Consider the following 19,277-nt stretch of genomic DNA (forward strand, 5'->3'; position numbering starts at 1 on the left):
GCCGAGTGCCGGTATCCGTTGCCGCGCAGATGTATCGACGCCGCGGCTTCATCCGCGGCGTGGGGTCAGCCGTACTTCTCCCACCACCCGTGCAGGTCCTCGATTGTCGGGGGATCCCCGAAGACGTCACAGAGCATCAGTTTGGCGTCGTTGGTCCACACCACGTTCGGGTGGTCCTTGTAGGTGGCGCATGCGACCATACCGGCGGTCACCGTCGGGCTCTTGTCGTAGTGCCAGCTGTCCGGTGACGGCCCGCCGCCGGGGCAATTCATCAGCTGTCCGGCGGCGATGTCGTCGTTGAACGCCTTCTTGAGGACATCGGCGTTGGCGAACAGTCCGTACACCGCGCGAGACGGGCCGCCCGGGTTGGTGTTCTGCCCGCAATCGACCATGGCCACCGCGTTCACCCAGACGCTGTTCGGCTTCGGGGTGGTCGGGGTGCAGGTGCCGCTCGCATAGCCGGCGGGCAGCTGACTGAGCAGCTTGCCTTGTGAATCGCCGCCCGGGGTCGTGGTGGTGGTGGACCGCGAGGTCTTCGTGGTGGTGGGCGCCGTCGTCGTGGTGCTGTGCGCCTGCGGGTTGTTGTCGTCGTTGCCGCCCATGACGATTGCGATGCCGATGGCTGCGCCGACGAGGACGACCACCAGCGCCGCGGCGCCGGCGACGAGGGGCCAGGGGTTGCGTTTGGGTTTGGGTGGTTGGTTCCAGGGTTGTTGGGGCGGGGGTGTGCCCCAGTTGGGGCCGGCGGCTTGGTAAAACGACGCGGCGGCCGGCTGGGCGGCCGCGGGCACCGGCCCACTTGGGGGTCCCCAGGCCTGCCCGGGTTGCGCGGCGGCCGTCGGGCCGGAAGGGGGCCCGGCGGCGCCGGCGTATCGCGGGGGCGCGTCTTGCGCCGGCGGGCTCGGGGATGCCGCGGCTGGTGACGGTGCGCCGGGCAGGGTGGCTTCTTGGCTGCGGCGCAGGATGTTGTCGGCGTGGTCTTGGTCGGGGTCGGAGAGGGCTTCGTGGGCGGCCAGGGCCAGATCGCCGGCGCTGGCGAAGCGGTCCTCGGGTTTTTTGGCCATGCCGCGTGCGATCACGCCGTCGAGGGCCTTGGGGATGCCCGAGCGTGCCGTGCTGGGCTGGGGGATGGGCTGCATCAGATGCGCGGTGACCAACGTGGAGGCACTGTCGGCCCGATACGGCGGGGAACCGGTCAAGCACTCATAGAGCACACACGCCAGCGCATAGATGTCGGCGCGATAGGTGACCTCATCGTTGGAAAACCGTTCCGGCGCCATGTATTTCCACGTGCCCACCGCCGTGCCCAACTGGGTCAGCTTCTCATCGGTGGTGGCACTGGCGATACCGAAATCGACCAGATAAGCGAAATCATCGCGGGTGACCAAAATGTTGGGCGGCTTGACGTCTCGATGCATCACCCCGGCCGCATGAGCGGCATCGAGCGCCGAGGCGATCTGGGCGATAATGGCCACCGCCCGCGGCGGGGTCAACGGACCAAACCGCTTGAGCACACTATCGAGATCGGTGCCCTCGATCAGGCGCATCTCCATGAACATCTGTCCATCGATCTCGCCGTAATCATGAATGGGCACCACATGGGGTTCCTGCAAACGCCCGGCAATACGGGCCTCGCGCTTCATCCGCTCACGAAACACCGGATCGCGGCTAAAGGTGTCCGACATCAACTTCACGGCCACCGTCCACTCCTTGACGGTGTGCTCGGCCTCATACACCTCACCCATGCCACCACGGCCCAACAGCCGCTTGAGGTGATAAGGACCAAACATCGACCCCACCCGCGAGGCCTGACCGTCACTCATCCCAGATCCTCCAAACCAACCCCAGACCCGCCGACCATACCAACAAGTTTGCCCACATTCGCCCAGATCACCTATAACAACCGGCCTACCGCCCAGCGACCATACGGCCGCATGCCGGCGAAAGCGTCACACGCCGAAAAGCCCTGTGGTGGTTGTCATGCGGCTTGGCCGCGAAGCGGTACAGCACTGCGGTAATGCTAGGTCGCGAAATAAAAGCCGTGCACGGCAACCGTATTCGGCCTCGCGGCTAGACCTGGGTGGTATGGCCGGTTTTGTCCGCCACGGCGATCCGAAACGTGAACTCGTGGTCGCAGATGCGGATGTGGTCCCCGTCGTTGAGGGTGGCGGCCGAGCGGATCCGCTGGTGCCCCACGTGCACGCCGTTCGACGAACGGAGGTCGTTGAGGATGTAGCTGGTGCCCGTGTCGACGATGACTGCGTGGTGCCGGCTGACGTTCGCGCCATCGAGAACTATGTCGTTATCGCTTTGCCGCCCAATCCGGGTCGCCGCGGCCAGCAGCGGGTAGCAGCGCCCCGAGGCTCCGTCGAGATATGCGACGGTTTTTTGGCCCGGGACCTGGGTGCGCTGGTCGAGCGCGGTGATCGTGCCGACGGCGGTGGTCTTGGCCGATTTCTTGGCGTCCAACGGATCCTGGCGCAGGATGAGCTCGTTGAGATCGCGCAGGGTTTGACCGGGGTCGATGCCGAGGTCATCGGCGAGCGTCGTTTTCACGCGGCGATAGGCGGCCAACGCGTCGGATTGGCGGTCGGTGAGGTAGTAGGCGGTGATCAGCTGGGCCCACAACTGTTCGCGGTAGGGGTGCTCGGCGGTCAGCGCCTCGAGCTCGGCGATGATGTTGGCCGCCCGTCCGCAAGCGAGTTCGGCTTCCGCCTTCGCGGTGTGGGCGAGCATCTTTTCCTCGGATAGCGAGGTGGCGTAGGTGTCGACGAACTGGAAGTCGCGCAAGTCGTCGAGTACCGGCCCGCGCCATTGAGCCAGCGCGTCCGTCAGGTGCCGGCTGGCATGTTCGAAGCGGCCGGCGGCGGCCGCGTGCACGCCCGCGGTCTTCTCGGTGATGAACCGTCCGAGATCGCAAGCGTCCTCGGGGATGCTGAGTCGGTAGCCCGGCGGCGCCGCGGCCAACACCGTTCGTGGATCAATCTCGGCGCCGCTGAGCAGCTTGCGCAGATTGGACACGTACGAGTGAATGCTGGCCCGGGCGCCCGACGGGGGCCGCTCCTCCCACACGGCGGTGATGAGCCGCTCGACGCCCACCGGACTGTTGCGATTGATCAGCAGCATGGCTAGTACCGCTCGCTGCTTGGGCGTGCCCAACGGCACCAACGTGCCGTCAACGCTCATCTCTAACGGCCCGAGCAGGCCGAATTCGAGACGTTTGTCCGCCATCGCGCCGTCCTTCCGTCATTCCGATGCGTAGTTGGTGGATTCGGAAAACGCCTGGGCCATCGCGTAGTAGGCGCCCCGGCGGGTCAGCAGCTCGGCGTGATTGCCTTGTTCGACGATCCGGCCGGATTCCACCACCAGAATGCGATCGGCGTCGCGGATGGTCGAAAGACGATGCGCGATAATGAAACTCGTGCGATCCTGGCGAAGCTCACACATGGCGCGCTGAATGAGCGCCTCGGTTCGGGTGTCGACCGAGCTGGTCGCTTCGTCGAGTATCAACAGCTGCGGGCGGACAAGAAACGCGCGCGCGATCGTGATGAGTTGCTTCTCGCCGGCGCTGAGGTTGCCGCCGTCCCAGCCGACCCGGGTCTGGTAGCCGGCGGGCAGGGTGTGCACGAACCGGTCGACGTAGGCAGACTTGGCGGCTTCCGCCACCTCGTCCTCGCTGGCCTCGGGCCGCCCGTAGGCGATGTTCTCCGCGATCGTCCCGTCGAAGAGCCAGGTGTCCTGCAGCACCATGCCGATGCGCGAGCGCAGCGTTTGCCTGCTCATCGTGGTGATGTCGACACCGTCGACGAGGATCCGGCCGGAATCGACGTCGTAGAACCGCATGAGCAGGTTCACCAGGGTGGTTTTGCCGGCGCCGGTCGGTCCGACGATCGCCACCGTGCTGCCGGGCTCGGCCACCAGCGACAGCTCCTCGATGACCGGGGTGCCCGGACGGTAGGCAAAGCTGACGCGCTCGAACTCGACCCGTCCGCTCGGACCGGATCGACCGGCCGGTCCGGCCGGCTCGTGACCTGGCTCGGGTGCCCGCGCCTCCTCCGGCTCGTCGAGCAGCTCGAACACCCGCTCAGCGCTGGCGACTCCGGATTGCAGGGTGTTGTACATCCCGGCGACCTGGCTCAGCGGGGTATTGAACTGCCGCACATATTGAATGAATGCCTGAATGCTGCCGAGGGTGATTTGTCCGGTGGCCACCTGCAGCCCGCCCATCACGGCCACCGCAACGTATCCCAGGTTGCCGACGAAGGTCGTCGCCGGCGCGACCAGGCCGGAGAAGAATTGGGAGCCGAAGCTGGCGTGGTAGACGTCGTCGTTCAAACCGCGGAACTGCTCGCGCGCCGCCGCCTGGTGGCCGAACGTCTTGACGATCGTGAACCCGCTGTAGGTCTCCTCGATGTGCGCGTTGAGCCGTCCGATGCTCTTCCACTGGGCCGCGAACAGCCGTTGCGAACGGCGCGCGATCGCGCGCGTGGCCAGCAGCGAGACCGGCACGGTGAGCAATGTGATGAGCGCCAACAGCGGCGAGATCGACACCATCATCGCCAGCACCGCCACGATGGTCAGGATCGACGTCAGCAGCTGACTGAGCGTCATCGACAGCGACGATTGCAGGTTGTCGATGTCGTTGGTGACCCGGCTGAGCAGCTCACCGCGCTGTCGTCCGTCGAAGTAGGCCAGTGGCAGTCGGTGCACCTTGTCCTCGACCTGGGAACGCAGCGCCACCATGGTGCGCTGCAGCGTGAGGTTCAGCAGCCGCGCTTGTACCCAAATCAGCAGCGACGCAACCAGATACAGTGCCAACGCCACCGCCAGCGTTCTGGCCACCGCGTCGAAGTCCACTCCTTTGCCCGGCACCACGTTCATCCCCGACAGCAGATCGGCGAAGCCCGTGTCGCCCCGGCTGCGGGCCGCCGCGACCGCCTGTGCTTTGGTGATGCCGGCCGGAAGGCCGCGGCCGATCACGCCGTTGAACAGCAGATCGGTGGCATGGCCGAGGATTCGCGGAACGACGACGCCGATCGCCGTGCCGGTGATGCCGAGGAGGATCACCGCGGTGGCCAGCCGTCGTTGCGGCGCAAGCTGTTTCACCAGCCGCGTCGCCGAACCCCAGAAATCTCGGGACCGCGCGGCCGGCGCCGGCGCGACGCCCCGGGTCGGCCTACTGGTGACCGCCGTCATTGTGCGTCTCCAACTCCGGCGCCGACGGACTGTGAGTCGGCGAATTCGGCGTAGGTGGGGCAGTCGCTCAACAGCGATTCATGGGTGCCCGACCCGACCATGATGCCATTGTCGACGACGATCACCTGGTCGGCCTGCGCGGCGGTCGAAATTCGTTGCGTGACAGCGATGATGGTGGCGCCCGCGGATATCGCTCGCAGCGAGTCGCGAACTCGCGCGTCGGTGTGCACGTCGAGCGCGGAGAAGGCGTCGTCGACAAGATAGATGGCCGGGCGGCGGATGACCGCGCGGGCGATGGCAAGCCGCTGGCGTTGCCCGCCGGAGAAGTTGATCCCGCCCTGGGCGACGCGCATGCGCAGTCCGTCGTCGTGTGCCCGGACGAATCTGTCGGCGGCCGCCATTCGCAGCGCTTCCCACATCTCCTCGTCCGACGCGTCAGCCTTGCCGTAACGCAGGTTTTCCTCGACGGTGCCGGAGAAGAGGTATCCGCGCTGGGGAACCAGCCCGATCGCGGACCAGAGTCGCTCGGTGTGGTAGTCGCGGACGTCGACGTCGTCGACGAGGACGGCGCCGGCCGTCACGTCGTAGAGCCGGGCGATCAGCGATATCAGCGTCGACTTTCCCGAGCCTGTGCTGCCGACGATAACCGTGGTGGTGCCGGGGGCCGCTGTGAACGAGATGTCCTGCAGCACTGGGCGATCCGCACCGGGATAGGTGAAGGTGGCGTCCTGCACGCGCACAACGCCGGTGATCCCGCCGCGCGGGAATTTGGGGCTCGGCGGATCGCCGATCGCCGGGCGGGTGGACAGCACCTCGGTGATCCGTTCGGCGCACACGGACGCCCGGGGCAAGATGACCAGCGTCATCGTCGCCATCAGCACCGCCATCAGGATCTGGGTGAAGTAGGCCAGAAACGCGGTCAGCGAGCCGACCTGCATCTGGCCGCGATCGATGCGCAGCCCGCCGAACCAGATCAGCGCGACGCTGGACACGTTGATGGTCAGCGTGGTGATCGGGAGCATCAACGCCTGCCAATTACCGGCGTCCAGCGAGGCGTTCGACAGCGCCGCATTGGCTCGGGCAAACCGGTCGCGCTCGAAGCGTTCGCGGGTGAACGCGCGCACTACGCGGACGCCGGCAAGTTGGTCGCGCATCACCCGATTGATGCCGTCGATCAGGCTCTGCATCCTGCGGAACAGCGGCAGCATGTGCGACATGATCCAGTAGTTGGCCACGGCCAGGATCGGAACGCTGACCAGCAGCAGCCACGTCAACGCGGCCTCCTGATGGATCGCCATGAAGATGCCGCCGACACACATGATCGGCGCGGTGACCAGAACCGTGGCCCCCATCTGGACCAGGTATTGGATCTGCCGGACGTCGTTGGTGCTGCGGGTCAGCAGCGTCGGTGCGCCGAACTGTGCGGTGTCGCGCTCGGAGAAGGTAGTGACGTGTTCGAACATCGCCCAGCGCAGGTCGCGGCCGAAGCCCATCCCCGTCCGCGAGCCGACGTAGAGCGCCCCAACCGAACACAACAGCTGCACACCCGTGACCGCGAGCATCAGCATGCCGAGGCTGAGGATGGCGGCGGTATCGCCCTTGGCGACGCCGTCGTCGATGATCGCCGCGTTGACCGTCGGCAGGTACAGCGTCGCCAGGGTGCTGACTATTTGGAGCACCGTCAGCACCACAACCAGCCGACGGTACGGCCGGATGTACTGGCGCAGCAGTGCCAGGAGCATTTGGTAACTGTCGCATATGGCAGGGGTCCCGGTCCCGAGCACCGCCGGAGGGTTGCGCGCTCGCGCCGCACCCGGCAGAGGCGTTGAATTGCCAGCTCAGCGGCCGCGTCAGTGGTTGACCCGCGGGGCTGCCGCTACAGTGCATCGTGTGGGGCATCGTGTGGACCGGCAGCAGGCTGAGAAGAAGCAGAGTACCGGTGCGGCGTAACTTGACAGCGCTCGCCATCGCGGCGTCGGCCACGATCCTGATCTCTGCGGGGTGCTCGAGTTCCGGCGACAACAAACCAGGCGCGACTTCATCGACCGAACCTGGGAGCGGGGACGGTCACCACGGGCCGATGTTCCCGCAATGCGGCGGCGTCGGCGATCAGACGGTGGCGGAACTGACCAAGGTAAACGGACTGATCAATACCGCCCGGAACTCCGTTGGATGCCAGTGGCTCGCGGGCGGCGGCATTCTCGGCCCGCACTTCTCCTTCTCCTGGTACCGCGGCAGCCCGATCGGTCGCGAACGCAAGACCGAGGAGCTGTCGCGGGCGAGCGTCGACGACATCAACATCAACGGCCACGGCGGTTTCATCGCCGTCGGCAACGAACCGAACCTGGGTGACTCGCTGTGCGAGGTCGGCATCCAATTCCAGGACGACTTCATCGAATGGTCGATCAGCTTTAGCCAGAAGCCGTTCCCGCCGCCGTGTGACATAGCCAAAGAACTGGCCCGGCAGTCGATTGCGAACGCGAAATGAGCAGAAGAGGCCTGCGTGGCGGTGTAGCCGTGTTGATCATCGCGCTGATGGTGGCTGGGGTGGTGGCGACCGGTTGTTCACGGTCGGTCGGCGGTAAAGCCATCAAGGCGGGCGGGCCGTCCCCCAATAACAACTCCCAACAGCAGTACCCGAACCTGCTGAAGGAATGCGAGGTCCTGACCTCCGACATTCTGGCAAAGACCGTGGGTGCCGATCCGCTTGACATCCAGAGCACCTTCGTCGGCGCGATCTGCCGGTGGCAGGCGGCCAACCCCGCCGGACTGATCGACATCACCCGGTTTTGGTTCGAACAGGGCAGCCTCGGCAACGAGCGCAAGGTTGCTGACTTCCTGAGGTACAAGGTCGAGAGCCGTCAGATCGCGGGCATCAACTCGATTGTGATGCGCCCCGACGATCCGAACGGCGCGTGTGGAGTGGCGAGCGACGCGGCGGGGGTGGTCGGCTGGTGGGTAAATCCCCAGGCGCCCGGTATCGACGCCTGTGCGCAGGCGATCAAGCTCATGGAGCTGACGCTGGCCACCAATTCGTAGGTCAGCGCGGGATCTCGAAGGCGACCAGCGCGGCGCGGTTCAGTTCCAGGCGTTTCCAGTCGCCGGCCACGGTCAGCACCGCGATCGCCGACGTCGGGAATTTCTCCGAAATGCGTTGCACCGCTGCCGTATCGGTGCCGTCGGCGCCCGCTAGGCCGATCGCCACGTTGGACGTCGTCGGTTCGTGCCCGACGACGAGCAGGGTGTTGACGCTGTCGGTGACCCCGTTGATTTCGTCGATCATCGTGCCCGGGGTGGCGCCGTAGAGTCGCTCGCTGTATCGCACCATGGCGTCGATGCCCGTCTTGTCCAACGTCTGCCGGGCGCGAGTGGCCGTCGAACACAGCACGGCGTCGATCGGCGGCACGTTGGCGCGCAACCAGTCGCCGGCTAGCCCGGCCTCGCGGATGCCTCGCGGTGCCAACGGCCGGTCGTGGTCGGCGACGCCATCCGGGTACGACGACTTCGCATGCCGCATCAGGAGCAGGGTGCGTTGCCCGTTCACCCGGCCCACGTTAGTGCTCGAAGCGCTGCGCAGCGTCGTCGTCATCATGCGCGTCGTCGTCTTCCCTGACGAACTAGCCACGGCCGACCGTTGGAAACGGTGCGACGATCCAGCACACTTGCAGAAGAACAAGGGGGTGGCCGGTGGATTCGAAAGATTCGGACAGACCCTGGATCGGCTGGGGCGCCCTGGCTGTGGGAATCGGTGCTGCGGCGACATCGTTTGCGACCAGTTCGACACGGGTCGGGGAAGGCTTCGCGTTCGGCTTTGGCGCATTCATCGCCTTTTTTGGACTGCTGGCCGTGCTCGCCCGCAACCGGACCCCCGACCACTGGGGGCTCGTCGTCGTCGGCTTGGCCATGTTCATCGTCCCCTTCCTCGGCAACGGCTACAACGCCGACCTCGGGGCATCTTGGACGTGCTGGGTGGCCGGGGGCCTCGCTGTGATCCTTGGCGGTATCGGCTGGGTGGGTGACAAGACACCAACCGAGTACGGCATCAACGAGATTGGCAGCGGCCAAGCGCAGCGGAGCGCTGTGAGCTTCTGGCTAGGGCGGGTTGCGCTTGTCGTTGGCCTCGCCACCGTTCTACTGGGCGTTGCGGTGCGCATGACAGTAGTCGGGACCGCGGTCACGATCGGGCTGGGAGGGCTGACGGCGGTAATCGCAGTCTGGTCGCTGCTCGCCGTCGACCCCACCCACGACTTCTTAACGCTAGCCGTAACAGGATTCGCGCTTTTCCTGTCACCATGGGTTGGCGGGTTCGCCGGCCACAACGCCGCATGGACGGCATGGCTAGCGGGTGCCTTCATAACAACGCTTGGTGTGGCCGGTTACCTGCGTGGTGAACGCCTAGACTTTGCAGCCACCGTCCGCGACGACGCCGCCGAGCGGTACCACAAACGATTTCGCTGAGACACGGCAAGCGGTTACGCCGGCTGACGCGACGTGTCTAGAGTTCGTTAACGGTCACCGCAATGTCGCTGTGGTCGATGGTATGGGGAGCGGCTCGTGATTACGTTGGACCGCTTAGTGAATGTGCTGGGCGATTACGGCGTCCGCATGAAGTGGTCATCTGTGCCGCGGTCGACGGAATTGCGCACCGTGGTCATCCACGAGACCGCGGGTAACCACACGGTAGTCGGCGACGTCTTGTTGGCCATCGGCGCCAATACGGTGGCCCAAGCTGTGGGTTGGGCAGCCTCGGCTCGGGCCGTCGTGGTGCTACTGCGCGGCGACCTCCAGCAGGTGAGTTTCGACGGCGCCTCCGAGGCTCTCGCGATCATGGTTGTCGACGAGGAGATTGCCTGGAGTGAAGTCGCGGCGGTTGTCTACGGGCTGGTAATGGAGGGCCGTGAGACAGAGTCCGGCCGCGGTCCCACCGATTTGTTCGCGTTGGCGGACAGTCTGGCCGACGTTATCGGCGGCGCCGTTGTCATCCACGATCGGCTGTTGCGGGTGTTGGCGTATTCGAGGCAGCAGCGTCATGCCGACGCCGCGCGGGTGGCGACGATCCTGGAACGACAGACACCGGAGCAGCTGCGCGCATTGTTCGAGGCCCGTGGAGTACTCGCGCACCTGGCGGAGTCCGACGATCCGCTGTTTGTCGCGGAGGACAACCAGCGGGGCATGTCTGGCCGGATGGTGGTGGCGGTCCGCTCGGGACGAGAACTCATCGGGTCGATTTGGGTCGCGTGCTCGGCGCCGCTGGAAGGTGGCGCTCTAAGCGCCCTCGCCGACGGTGCCCACACGGTGGCGCTGCATTTGCTTCGGTCACGAGCCAGCGCGGACCTGGAGCGTCATGTCGAATCCGAGCTGGTGATCCGCCTGCTGGAGGGCGCCGCTGACGCCGCCACCGTGGCCAGCAGGCTGGGCTTGCCGCAGAGCCCACTGCGCGTGATTGCACTCCGAGCATTCGTCGGCGCGGACCGCGATGCTGCTCTGCTGCTCGCGTTCGAGCGCGCCACCATGGGTTTCGGCTGGTCACGTCCGGGCCGCAGCGCGTTGGCAGGCAACACCGTGTACACCGTGCTTCCCGGGGATGACGCAACGACGGCGCGGCGTTGGGTAAGCGGTCTGGGAGCGGCCCTCCCCGAACGGGCCACGGTGTTGGCCGGTATCAGCGGGGTGGCTGAGGTAACCGAACTCGTCGCCGCGCGCGACGAAGCCGAGGAATGTTTGGCGCTGCACGAGATGTCGCCCCGCGAGGTGCCTCCGGTCTATGACGAGTCGTGGGCTGACATCTTGCTGCAGCGGTTACGCACCGCGGCGCGCTCGGGCCGGTCCCCATCGCGCGGGCCGGTGGCCGAGCTAGGCCGCCATGACCGAGCCAACGGGACCGACTACGTGGCCACGCTGCGAGCATGGCTCGAGGCCCAGGGCGACCCGACGGCTGCGGGTGAACGTCTGGGAGTGCACGAAAACACCGTGCGTTACCGGCTGCGCAAGATGGCCGAGATCACCGATCTGCCGTTGGACGACGCCAGGAAGCGGCTGGCGATGATGATAGAACTCGCGGCCATCGACACCGATTGACCAAGTGCGCTGTCGTAGCTCGACAAAGCGCGGCAGCGTGGTTGTCCGGCTGCGGCAAAGCTTGGGGCAGCGATTCACACCATCATGGGGGTTGCCAAGTCAGGGCCAGGTTCGAGTGGCGGCCGGTGTCCGGCCGCCTTGCACTGGCTCAAACCCACGCACCCTCCGATGGGAAACGTTCGATGTCCACCTCAGAACCCGGTCATCGTCGGATCGGCGACCGCCGACCCGGCGATGACGGCGCGCTGGAGACCTTCACCGTGCCCTTGCCGCGGACGCTGTTTGTACGGCTGTTTGGTCGTAACCCGTTGGTACGCGCCACGGATCGGGTGGAGGGACTGATTTTGGTGTTGGTCGTTGTGGTGGCATTGATCGCAGTGCCTATCAGTGCCGCCGTGGGCACCGCTGTCCACGATTCTCGAAGCCGCACCTACGCCGAACAGGTCCAAACTCGCCGCCCGGTGACCGCGACTGTCACGGGGGACAGTCATCCGCGCCGGGACCTTGAAAGCCCAACGGTGACGGTTCCTGCCCGATGGATTGCTTCCGGGGCCGAACGCACCGGCGACGTCACAGCACCGCTGACGGCCAAGATCGGCGACGATATTGAGATTTGGGTCGATGGCGAAGGCCATCCGGTGGCCCAACCGGTCAACGCTGCCCGCACCGAGGCGGTGGCCTTTGCAGCCGCGACCTGGTGGGCCATGAGCCTCATGGCGGTGGCTTTGTTCGCCCGCGCGCGAATCACCCTTGACCGACTCCGCTACGACCAATGGCAGCAGAGCTTCGACCGCCTCGTCGAGCGACGTTAGGTCAGCACGCGCGCACGCGGTGGTCGCTATCGGGCACTGCGGCAACAGCTTTGTCGGGTCGCGACAATGCTCGACGGCGCCGTTGTTCGTTTCCGGCAAACAGCGCGGCGGCTGCGCGAGCCATCATGGAATTAGGCGGCCCCGGCACTTTTCGCGTCACGCGGGCCTAAGACCGCAGCGAATATTTCGCCCATAACGTGCCCCGAGTGGTCAGGGGCGGTGCCCCATGCGGCCCGCCCCTGACGACGCCCTCGATACGAAAGGACATCAATCCAGTGAACACCATCCAACGCGTCCGGATGACGCACCACGACTACACCCGACTGCACGACGAACTTGCCGCGCACCGCTCGCGCCGCGGCATCGAGGTTCCCGACGACTTCATGGACTACGACGCGAGTCGCGTCGCGCGCCACTCGGCGCGACAAGCACGCATCCGCGAGATCGAGGATCTACTGAGCAACGCGGTGGTCGTCGGTGCGGAAGCCGTCTTCGACCCCGTCGCCGAACCGGGCATGGTGTTGACCGTCCGTTACGACGACACCGGCGACACCGAAACATTTCTGCTCGGCAGGTCTGACGTGGACGACGCCGGCATCAAGGTCTACTCGATGGCATCGCCGCTGGGCCGCATGATTGCCGGTGCCCGTCCCGGCGATCAGCGCGTCTACGCAATTCCCGGTGAGGCCGGACGGCTCGTGACGCTGCTGAAGGCGGTGCCCTGTGGGATATATGTGGCGAAACGACATGGGCCGCAGTCTTTTTCACGGATATATCGCGACTGCTCAATGGGGACCTAACGCCCTTCGGGCCACCGATGATCAGCATTGTCACGCGACGAAAGGAACAGATATGACCAACCCGCAAACGCGCGTGTGGATTTCGCCGCAAGGCTACGAGCGGCTCCAAAGGGAACTGACCACCCTTCGTGAGCTATGTTGCGCCGCAACGGCTGACGGTGATATCGACGAAAACAATGTGGCCGTGCAACGAGCGTGGCAGGCGCGTATTCAACGGATCCATGATGTGATGAGCAACGCCGTCGTCGGTGTGGATCCACCTGACGACGGGATTGCCGAACCCGGCATGGTTTTGACCATTCGCTACGACGAGACCGGCGACACCGAAACCTTCCTACTGGGTGTGCGCGGAGCCGAATACGGCGACATGAACGTCTACTCCAACCGATCTCCGCTCGGCGCCGCCATCGAAGGCGCACGCCCGGGCGAGCGTCGCACCTACACCCTGCCCAACGGGGCGACCCTCACCGTCACGCTCCTGGAAGCCGTTCCCTACGGCATTCACACAGCTGAAGCGAAGTAGCGGTCCGGCCTGAGAAGCCCGGATCGTCACCCGCACAAAACGATTAGGAGGTCTCCGTCGCTGGCATGGACACATTCAACGAGACATTGAAGTCGGTACTCATGCACCACGAGTTATCGGACGTCCCCGCCAAGCAGATTCACCGGTGGGAAGGCGAGGGTGGCTTCATACCGCCGAGCACAACCCGCATCGGGACGTCACGCGGCGTAGTCGAACACGATCACTCCGTCGGCGCCGGAAAGGCCGTGTGAGGCCGGCCTGCCGACCTGAACGCCGCCCACAAAACCCCTGACCCCACGCTGATGCAGCAAATCTCGGTACCAGCGAATTTGTCGCTCCGAGGCGGGCAAACAACACGCCTGGAGGCATGCCGGTGAGCGTCCCCCGACTTGTCGGTGTCCGGACCTAGACTCGCGGTGCCTCGATAGCCACGCAGTTTGGAAGGGGGGTCCGCCGGGATGCGATTCCTGCACACCGCCGATTGGCAGCTGGGCATGACCAGGCACTTCCTCGCCGGCGACGCCCAGCCGCGGTATTCGGCCGCGCGCCGCGACGCGGTGGCCGGGCTGGGCGCGCTGGCGGCCGAGGTGGGCGCCGAGTTCGTCGTCGTCGCCGGCGACGTCTTCGAACACAATCAACTCGCCCCGCAGGTGGTCGGCCAGTCCCTGGAAGCCATGCGCGCCATAGGCATTCCGGTCTACCTACTGCCGGGCAACCACGATCCGCTCGACGCGTCATCCGTCTACACCAGCGCATTGTTCACCGCCGAACGCCCCGACAACGTCGTGGTGCTCCAGGACGCCGGCATCCATCAGGTGCGGCCGGGCGTGGAGATCGTGGCCGCGCCGTGGCGGTCCAAGGCCCCGACCACCGACCTGGTCGCCGAAGTCCTGGAAGGCTTAACCCCCACCCCGGCCACCCGGATCCTCGTCGCCCACGGCGGCGTCGACGTGCTGGACCCCGATCGAGACAAACCCTCGCTGATTCGCCTCGCGCGGCTCGACGACGCGCTGGCCCGCGGAGCGCTGCACTATGTGGCACTGGGGGACAAGCATTCGCTCACCCGGGTCGGCGACACCGGCCGAGTCTGGTATTCCGGATCGCCGGAAGTCACCAATTTCGACGACGTCGAATCCGACCCCGGCCACGTCTTGGTCGTCGACATCGATGAAAACCACAAACTGTCCGTAACCCCCCGGCACATCGGCCGCTGGCGGTTCGTCACGTTGCAGCGCCAGGTCGACAGCAGTCGCGACATCGCCGACCTCGACATGAACCTCGACCAATTGACCGAGAAGGACCGAACTGTGGTGCGGCTGGCGCTGACGGGTTCGCTGACCGTCACCGATCGCGCCGCGTTGGATGCGTGCCTGGACCGATACGCGCGGCTATTCGCCCACCTGCGCACCTGGGACAGCCACACCGATCTGGCCGTGATACCCGCCGACGGCGAATTCACCGACCTCGGCATCGGGGGGTTCGCCGCCGCGGCCGTTGAGGAGCTGGTGGCCACGGCGCGCGAGGGCGACACCGAATCGGCGGTCGACGCGCAGGCGGCACTGGCACTCTTGCTGCGGCTCACCGACCGGGGCGCCGCATGAAGCTGCATCGGTTGGTCCTGACGAATTACCGCGGCATCGCACACCGCGAGATCGAGTTTCCCGACCACGGCGTGGTCGTGGTCAGCGGCGCCAACGAGATCGGCAAGTCGTCGATGATCGAAGCGTTGGACCTGCTGCTGGAATCCAGGGATCGCTCGACGAAGAAGGAAGTCAAGCAGGTCAAGCCGACCAACAGTGACGTCGGCTCCGAGGTGACTGCCGAAATCAGCTGCGGCGCTTATCGTTTCATCTACCGCAAACGGTTCCACAAGAAGTGCGAAACGGAATTGACGGTGCTGGCGCCCCGTCGCGAACAACTGACCGGCGACGAGGCGCACGAACGCGTCCGGGCGATGCTCGCCGAGACGGTGGACAACGACCTGTGGCACGCCCAGCGGGTGCTGCAGGCCGCGTCGACCGCCGCGGTGGACCTGTCCGGTTGCGACGCGCTGTCGCGTGCGCTCGACGTGGCGGCCGCGCAATCCGACACCGACGCGGCGCTGTCCGGTACCGAGCCGTTGCTCATCGAGCGGATCGACACCGAGTACGCGCGCTACTTCACCCCCACCGGCCGGCCCACCGGGGAATGGGCCGCCGCGATCTCCCGGCTGGCCGACGCCGAGGCCGCGGTCGCCGAATGCGCTGCGGCGGTTGCCGAGGTCGACGACCGGGTGCGGCGCCACGCCGATTTGACCGAGGAAGTCGCCGAGCTGTCGCAGCTGCGCCTGGCCGCCGGCCCGCGGTTGGCCGCCGCGCAGGCCGCCGCCAACAAGATCGCCGAACTCACCCGCCAAGCGCGTGAAGCCAAGCTCGTCGCCGAGGCCGCGACCGCGACCAGCGACGCGGCGTCCGTCGCGCACAGCGGACGGTCGCGGCTGCTCACCGAAATCCAAACCCGCACCGCAGCTGTCGCCGCCGCCGAGGCCGAGGCGAAGGAAGCCGCCGACGCCGAGTCGACGGCGCGCGCCGATGCCGAGGCCTCCGTCGCGGCGGCCGAGAAGGCCGACCAGGCCCTGGAGGGGCTGCAACGCCGCATCGAATCCGCCCGGCTGAGCGCCCGGCTGGCGAAAATCGAGACCATCCAGCGTGACCGCGACGGGCTCAGTCAGGAGCTCTCCGCAATCGTCCTCAGCGATGAGACGCTGCGACGAATCGAAAACGCGGTGGCCGCGGTCGATCGCACCGCCGACCAGCTGGCGGCGATCTCGGCGGCGGTTGAATTCACCGCCGCGGCCGACCTCGAGCTCACCCTCGGCGACCAACGGATCACGTTGCCGGCCGGTCAAACCTGGTCCACCACGGCCACCGGCCCAACCGAAGTCGATATTCCCGGGGTCCTGAACGCGCGGATCACGCCCGGCGCGACCGCGCTCGATGTTCAGGCGAAACATGCTGCGGCACAACAGGAGCTGGTCGCCGCGCTCGCCGCCGCAGGCGTCGCCGACCTCACGGCCGCGCGCAGCGCCGACCAACGGCGTCGCGAATTGCAGATTAGCCGCGACCAGCTGAACGCGACGCTGTCCGGCCTGTGCGGAGATGAAGACGTAGACCAGCTGCGCGCGCGCCTGGCGCAGTTGCATGCTGAGCAGCCGCCGGAACCCACGGATATCACCGCCGGCGCGGCAGAGGACGCGAGGGCGACCGCGCAGGCCGAATGGCAGGCGCTTCGCGACGCGGCGGTGGCGGCCGCGTCGCGCCTGACCGAGACATCCACCCGCGCAACGGTTTTGATCGACAAGGCGGCAACACAACGCGCCGAGCTCGAAAGGGCAACCAACCAACTTGCCCTCGAGCGTGCGTCGGTGAGCGATGCGGTTCTGTCGGCATCGGCGGAGTCGAGCCAGCGGGCCGCCACCACCGCGCAGCAACGCGCCGCGGAGCTGGCCGAGGAACTGGCCGCCGCGGCACCCGACGCGGTCGCCGCGGAATTGGCCGAAGCCAAGCGGGCGGCAGAGTCTCTGGACGATCGCTACGAAGACGCCGCCCGCGCACTGCGCGAGATCAGCATTGAACTGTCCGTCATCGGCAGCGAGGGTCGCCACGGCAAGCTCGACGCGGCGGAAACCGAACTCGAACACGCCACCAGCGAACACACCCGGGTCGGCCAGCGGGCCCGCGCCGCGGAGCTATTGCGGTCGGTAATGGCACGCCACCGCGACACCACCCGGCTGCGCTATGTCGAGCCCTACCGCACGGAACTGCAGCGGCTCGGCCGTCCCGTGTTCGGGCCGACGTTCGAGGTCGACATCGACAGCGACCTATGCATCCGCAGCCGAACGCTGGACGGCGTCACGGTGCCCTACGAATCCCTGTCCGGCGGGGCCAAGGAGCAACTCGGCATTCTGGCGCGGCTGGCCGGCGCGGCACTGGTCGCCAAGGAGGACTCCGTCCCGGTAGTCGTCGACGACGCGCTGGGGTTCACCGACCCGGATCGGCTGGCCAAGATGGGCCAGGTCTTCGACACCGTGGGCGCCCACGGTCAGGTGATCGTCCTGACGTGCAGTCCCGACCGCTACGACGGCGTCACGGGCGCGCAGCGCATCGATCTGAACGTTTAGCACCGTCGGCGGTCGGGAGCGTCTTACACTCACCCCGAAACGGGAGTGCACCATGGACATTCAGTGCGACTACCTTGTGGTCGGTACCGGATCGGCTGGCGCGGTCGTCGCGAATCGGCTCAGCAGCGATCCGTCCACCGTGGTGGTTGCGCTCGAGGCGGGGCCGCCGGACAAGAACCGATTCATTCCGATCCCGGCCGCCTTCTCCAAGCTGTTCCGCAGCGAAATCGACTGGGATTACCTGACCGAACCGCAGCCGGAGCTCGACGGCCGCGAGATCTATTGGCCCCGAGGCAAAGTTCTCGGCGGGTCGTCGGCGATGAACGCCATGATGTGGGTGCGCGGATTCGCCGCCGACTACGACGAATGGGCGGTGCGAGCCGGGCCGCAGTGGTCCTTCGCCGACGTGCTCGGATACTTCCGTCGCATCGAGGACGTCACCGCCGCGTGGCACTTCGTGAGCGGCGATGACAGCGGGGTCACCGGGCCGCTGCAGATTTCGCGCCAACGTAGCCCGCGGCCCTCAACCGCCGCCTGGCTGGCCGCCACCCGCGAGTGCGGATTTCCCCCGGCCCAACCGAATTCGCCTCGGCCGGAAGGTTTTTGCGAAACAGTGGTCACTCAGCGCCGTGGTGCCCGGTTCAGCATCGCCGACGCCTACCTGAAGCCGGCCATGCGCCGCAAGAACCTCACCGTGCTCACCGGTGCCACCGCTACCCGAGTGCTGTTCGAAGGACCCCGCGCGGTCGGCGTCGAATTCCGACGGCACGGCCACCAACACCGCCGGCAACACGATGAACTATGCGTCGCTCACGCCCGCCGCGAGGTGGTGCTCTGCGGCGGTGCCATCAACAGCCCCCAGCTGCTGATGCTTTCCGGCATCGGCGATCGTGATCACCTCGCCGATCTCGGCATCGACACCGTCGCCCACTCGCCCGAGGTGGGGCAGAACCTACTCGACCACCTGGTCACACCCCTGGGCTTCGAGGTCGCCGGCGACAGCCTGGCCGACGCGCAAAAGCCAGGACAGTTGCTCAAGTACCTGCTGCGGCGGCGCGGCATGCTCACTTCCAATGTCGGCGAGGCCTACGGATTTGTCCGCAGCCGCCCCGAGCTGGACCTTCCTGACCTCGAGCTGATCTTTGCTCCGGCGCCCTTTTACGACGAGGGCCTGCTGATCGAGCAACCGGGGCACGGAGTGGTGTTCGGGCCCATCCTGGTCGCCCCGGAAAGCCGCGGCCAGATCACCCTGCGCTCGGCCGACCCGCGGGACAAGCCCGTGATCGAACCGCGCTATCTGTCGGATCCCGGCGGCGTCGACCGTGCCGCGATGATGGAAGGCCTGCGCATATGCGCCCGGCTTGCCGCGGCTCCCGCGTTGAAAGACCTGCTCGGGCGAATCGCCCGGCCGCGCGGTTGCACCGAGCTGAACGAGGCCACCCTCGAGGTCGCGCTCGCCGCGAACTCCCACACCCTGTACCACCCGCTCGGTACCTGCCGCATGGGCAGCGACGATTCAAGCGTGGTGGATCCGCAGTTGCGGGTCCGGGGCGTCTTCGGGCTTCGGGTGGCCGACGCGTCGGTGATGCCCAGCACCGTGCGCGGGCACACGCATGCACCGTCGGTGCTGATCGGCGAGAAGGCGGCCGACCTGATCCGAGGCTGACGCGCGCGGAGTGTCGGCAGAATGGGACGATGGCGGGCCGACA

The 19,277-nt window shown here is 66.5% G+C and carries 16 protein-coding genes; 11 read left to right on the forward strand and 5 right to left on the reverse strand.

Annotated elements, in window-relative coordinates; translation table 11 throughout:
- Nucleotides 1-65: 65 nt before the first annotated feature.
- The 4 genes from A5745_RS19030 to A5745_RS19045 all read right to left on the reverse strand — a co-directional run bounded on the left by A5745_RS19030 (nt 66) and on the right by A5745_RS19045 (nt 6,938).
- The gene (locus tag A5745_RS19030; protein WP_076118076.1) at nt 66-1,823 is read right to left on the reverse strand and encodes a serine/threonine-protein kinase; all 1,758 of its coding nucleotides are present in this window, start codon (nt 1,821-1,823) and stop codon (nt 66-68) included.
- A gap of 247 nt (nt 1,824-2,070) precedes the next feature.
- Nucleotides 2,071-3,231: an ATPase/transcriptional regulator EmbR gene (gene embR / locus A5745_RS19035; protein ID WP_076118079.1), complete on the reverse strand. Its 1,161-nt coding sequence runs from the start codon at nt 3,229-3,231 to the stop codon at nt 2,071-2,073.
- Between the two features lie 15 nt (nt 3,232-3,246).
- The gene (locus tag A5745_RS19040; RefSeq protein ID WP_076118081.1) at nt 3,247-5,196 is read right to left on the reverse strand and encodes an ABC transporter ATP-binding protein; all 1,950 of its coding nucleotides are present in this window, start codon (nt 5,194-5,196) and stop codon (nt 3,247-3,249) included.
- Entirely contained in the window at nt 5,193-6,938 is a 1,746-nt protein-coding gene (locus A5745_RS19045; protein WP_076118084.1) for an ABC transporter ATP-binding protein, read from the reverse strand. The genes A5745_RS19040 and A5745_RS19045 overlap by 4 nt, the downstream gene beginning before the upstream one ends.
- Before the next feature lie 197 nt (nt 6,939-7,135).
- Between A5745_RS19045 and A5745_RS19050 the strand changes: the two genes are divergently transcribed.
- Complete coding sequence (locus A5745_RS19050; protein WP_076059710.1) at nt 7,136-7,684, forward strand: DUF3558 domain-containing protein; 549 nt, start codon at nt 7,136-7,138, stop codon at nt 7,682-7,684.
- Complete coding sequence (locus tag A5745_RS19055; RefSeq protein ID WP_076059708.1) at nt 7,681-8,235, forward strand: DUF3558 domain-containing protein; 555 nt, start codon at nt 7,681-7,683, stop codon at nt 8,233-8,235. Before A5745_RS19050 ends, A5745_RS19055 begins: the two co-directional genes overlap by 4 nt.
- A gap of 1 nt (nt 8,236) precedes the next feature.
- Here the strand turns inward: A5745_RS19055 and A5745_RS19060 are convergent, their stop codons facing one another.
- The gene (locus A5745_RS19060) at nt 8,237-8,740 is read right to left on the reverse strand and encodes a histidine phosphatase family protein (protein ID WP_175879858.1); all 504 of its coding nucleotides are present in this window, start codon (nt 8,738-8,740) and stop codon (nt 8,237-8,239) included.
- A gap of 143 nt (nt 8,741-8,883) precedes the next feature.
- Here A5745_RS19060 and A5745_RS24095 point away from each other — a divergent pair, with 143 nt between their 5' ends.
- The 9 genes from A5745_RS24095 to A5745_RS19105 all read left to right on the forward strand — a co-directional run bounded on the left by A5745_RS24095 (nt 8,884) and on the right by A5745_RS19105 (nt 19,234).
- Nucleotides 8,884-9,654 carry an SPW repeat protein gene (locus A5745_RS24095; protein WP_254848620.1) on the forward strand — a complete coding sequence of 257 codons (771 nt, stop codon included), beginning with the start codon at nt 8,884-8,886 and terminating at the stop codon, nt 9,652-9,654.
- 96 nt (nt 9,655-9,750) lie between these two features.
- The gene (locus A5745_RS19070; protein WP_076118090.1) at nt 9,751-11,274 is read left to right on the forward strand and encodes a CdaR family transcriptional regulator; all 1,524 of its coding nucleotides are present in this window, start codon (nt 9,751-9,753) and stop codon (nt 11,272-11,274) included.
- A gap of 182 nt (nt 11,275-11,456) precedes the next feature.
- Entirely contained in the window at nt 11,457-12,086 is a 630-nt protein-coding gene (locus tag A5745_RS19075; protein WP_076118092.1) for a hypothetical protein, read from the forward strand.
- Nucleotides 12,087-12,361: 275 nt separating this feature from the next.
- Nucleotides 12,362-12,886: a GreA/GreB family elongation factor gene (locus A5745_RS19080; protein WP_076118095.1), complete on the forward strand. Its 525-nt coding sequence runs from the start codon at nt 12,362-12,364 to the stop codon at nt 12,884-12,886.
- A gap of 52 nt (nt 12,887-12,938) precedes the next feature.
- Nucleotides 12,939-13,409 (forward strand): GreA/GreB family elongation factor, encoded by a 471-nt coding sequence (locus A5745_RS19085; RefSeq protein ID WP_076118098.1) that lies wholly within the window; start codon nt 12,939-12,941, stop codon nt 13,407-13,409.
- A gap of 65 nt (nt 13,410-13,474) precedes the next feature.
- Nucleotides 13,475-13,660 carry a hypothetical protein gene (locus A5745_RS19090; RefSeq protein ID WP_076118100.1) on the forward strand — a complete coding sequence of 62 codons (186 nt, stop codon included), beginning with the start codon at nt 13,475-13,477 and terminating at the stop codon, nt 13,658-13,660.
- Between the two features lie 207 nt (nt 13,661-13,867).
- A complete protein-coding gene (locus A5745_RS19095; RefSeq protein WP_076118103.1) occupies nt 13,868-15,010 on the forward strand; it encodes an exonuclease SbcCD subunit D in 1,143 nt (380 codons plus the stop codon).
- Entirely contained in the window at nt 15,007-17,568 is a 2,562-nt protein-coding gene (locus A5745_RS19100) for an ATP-binding protein (RefSeq protein WP_076118105.1), read from the forward strand. Before A5745_RS19095 ends, A5745_RS19100 begins: the two co-directional genes overlap by 4 nt.
- A gap of 52 nt (nt 17,569-17,620) precedes the next feature.
- Entirely contained in the window at nt 17,621-19,234 is a 1,614-nt protein-coding gene (locus A5745_RS19105; RefSeq protein WP_076060205.1) for a GMC family oxidoreductase, read from the forward strand.
- The last annotated feature ends 43 nt before the right edge of the window (nt 19,235-19,277 follow it).

This window comes from Mycobacterium sp. IS-2888, from assembly GCF_001954215.1.
Taxonomy (GTDB): Bacteria; Actinomycetota; Actinomycetes; order Mycobacteriales; family Mycobacteriaceae; genus Mycobacterium.

What these genes read in the sequence shown, in the direction of transcription:
- A5745_RS19030 (WP_076118076.1), bottom strand. Translation starts at nt 1,823, where the DNA reads ATGAGTGACGGTCAGGCCTCGCGGGTGGGGTCGATGTTTGGTCCTTAT.
- embR (WP_076118079.1), bottom strand. Translation starts at nt 3,231, where the DNA reads ATGGCGGACAAACGTCTCGAATTCGGCCTGCTCGGGCCGTTAGAGATG.
- A5745_RS19040 (WP_076118081.1), bottom strand. Translation starts at nt 5,196, where the DNA reads ATGACGGCGGTCACCAGTAGGCCGACCCGGGGCGTCGCGCCGGCGCCG.
- A5745_RS19045 (WP_076118084.1), bottom strand. Translation starts at nt 6,938, where the DNA reads ATGCTCCTGGCACTGCTGCGCCAGTACATCCGGCCGTACCGTCGGCTG.
- A5745_RS19055 (WP_076059708.1), top strand. Translation starts at nt 7,681, where the DNA reads ATGAGCAGAAGAGGCCTGCGTGGCGGTGTAGCCGTGTTGATCATCGCG.
- A5745_RS19075 (WP_076118092.1), top strand. Translation starts at nt 11,457, where the DNA reads ATGTCCACCTCAGAACCCGGTCATCGTCGGATCGGCGACCGCCGACCC.
- A5745_RS19085 (WP_076118098.1), top strand. Translation starts at nt 12,939, where the DNA reads ATGACCAACCCGCAAACGCGCGTGTGGATTTCGCCGCAAGGCTACGAG.
- A5745_RS19090 (WP_076118100.1), top strand. Translation starts at nt 13,475, where the DNA reads ATGGACACATTCAACGAGACATTGAAGTCGGTACTCATGCACCACGAG.
- A5745_RS19095 (WP_076118103.1), top strand. Translation starts at nt 13,868, where the DNA reads ATGCGATTCCTGCACACCGCCGATTGGCAGCTGGGCATGACCAGGCAC.
- A5745_RS19100 (WP_076118105.1), top strand. Translation starts at nt 15,007, where the DNA reads ATGAAGCTGCATCGGTTGGTCCTGACGAATTACCGCGGCATCGCACAC.
- A5745_RS19105 (WP_076060205.1), top strand. Translation starts at nt 17,621, where the DNA reads ATGGACATTCAGTGCGACTACCTTGTGGTCGGTACCGGATCGGCTGGC.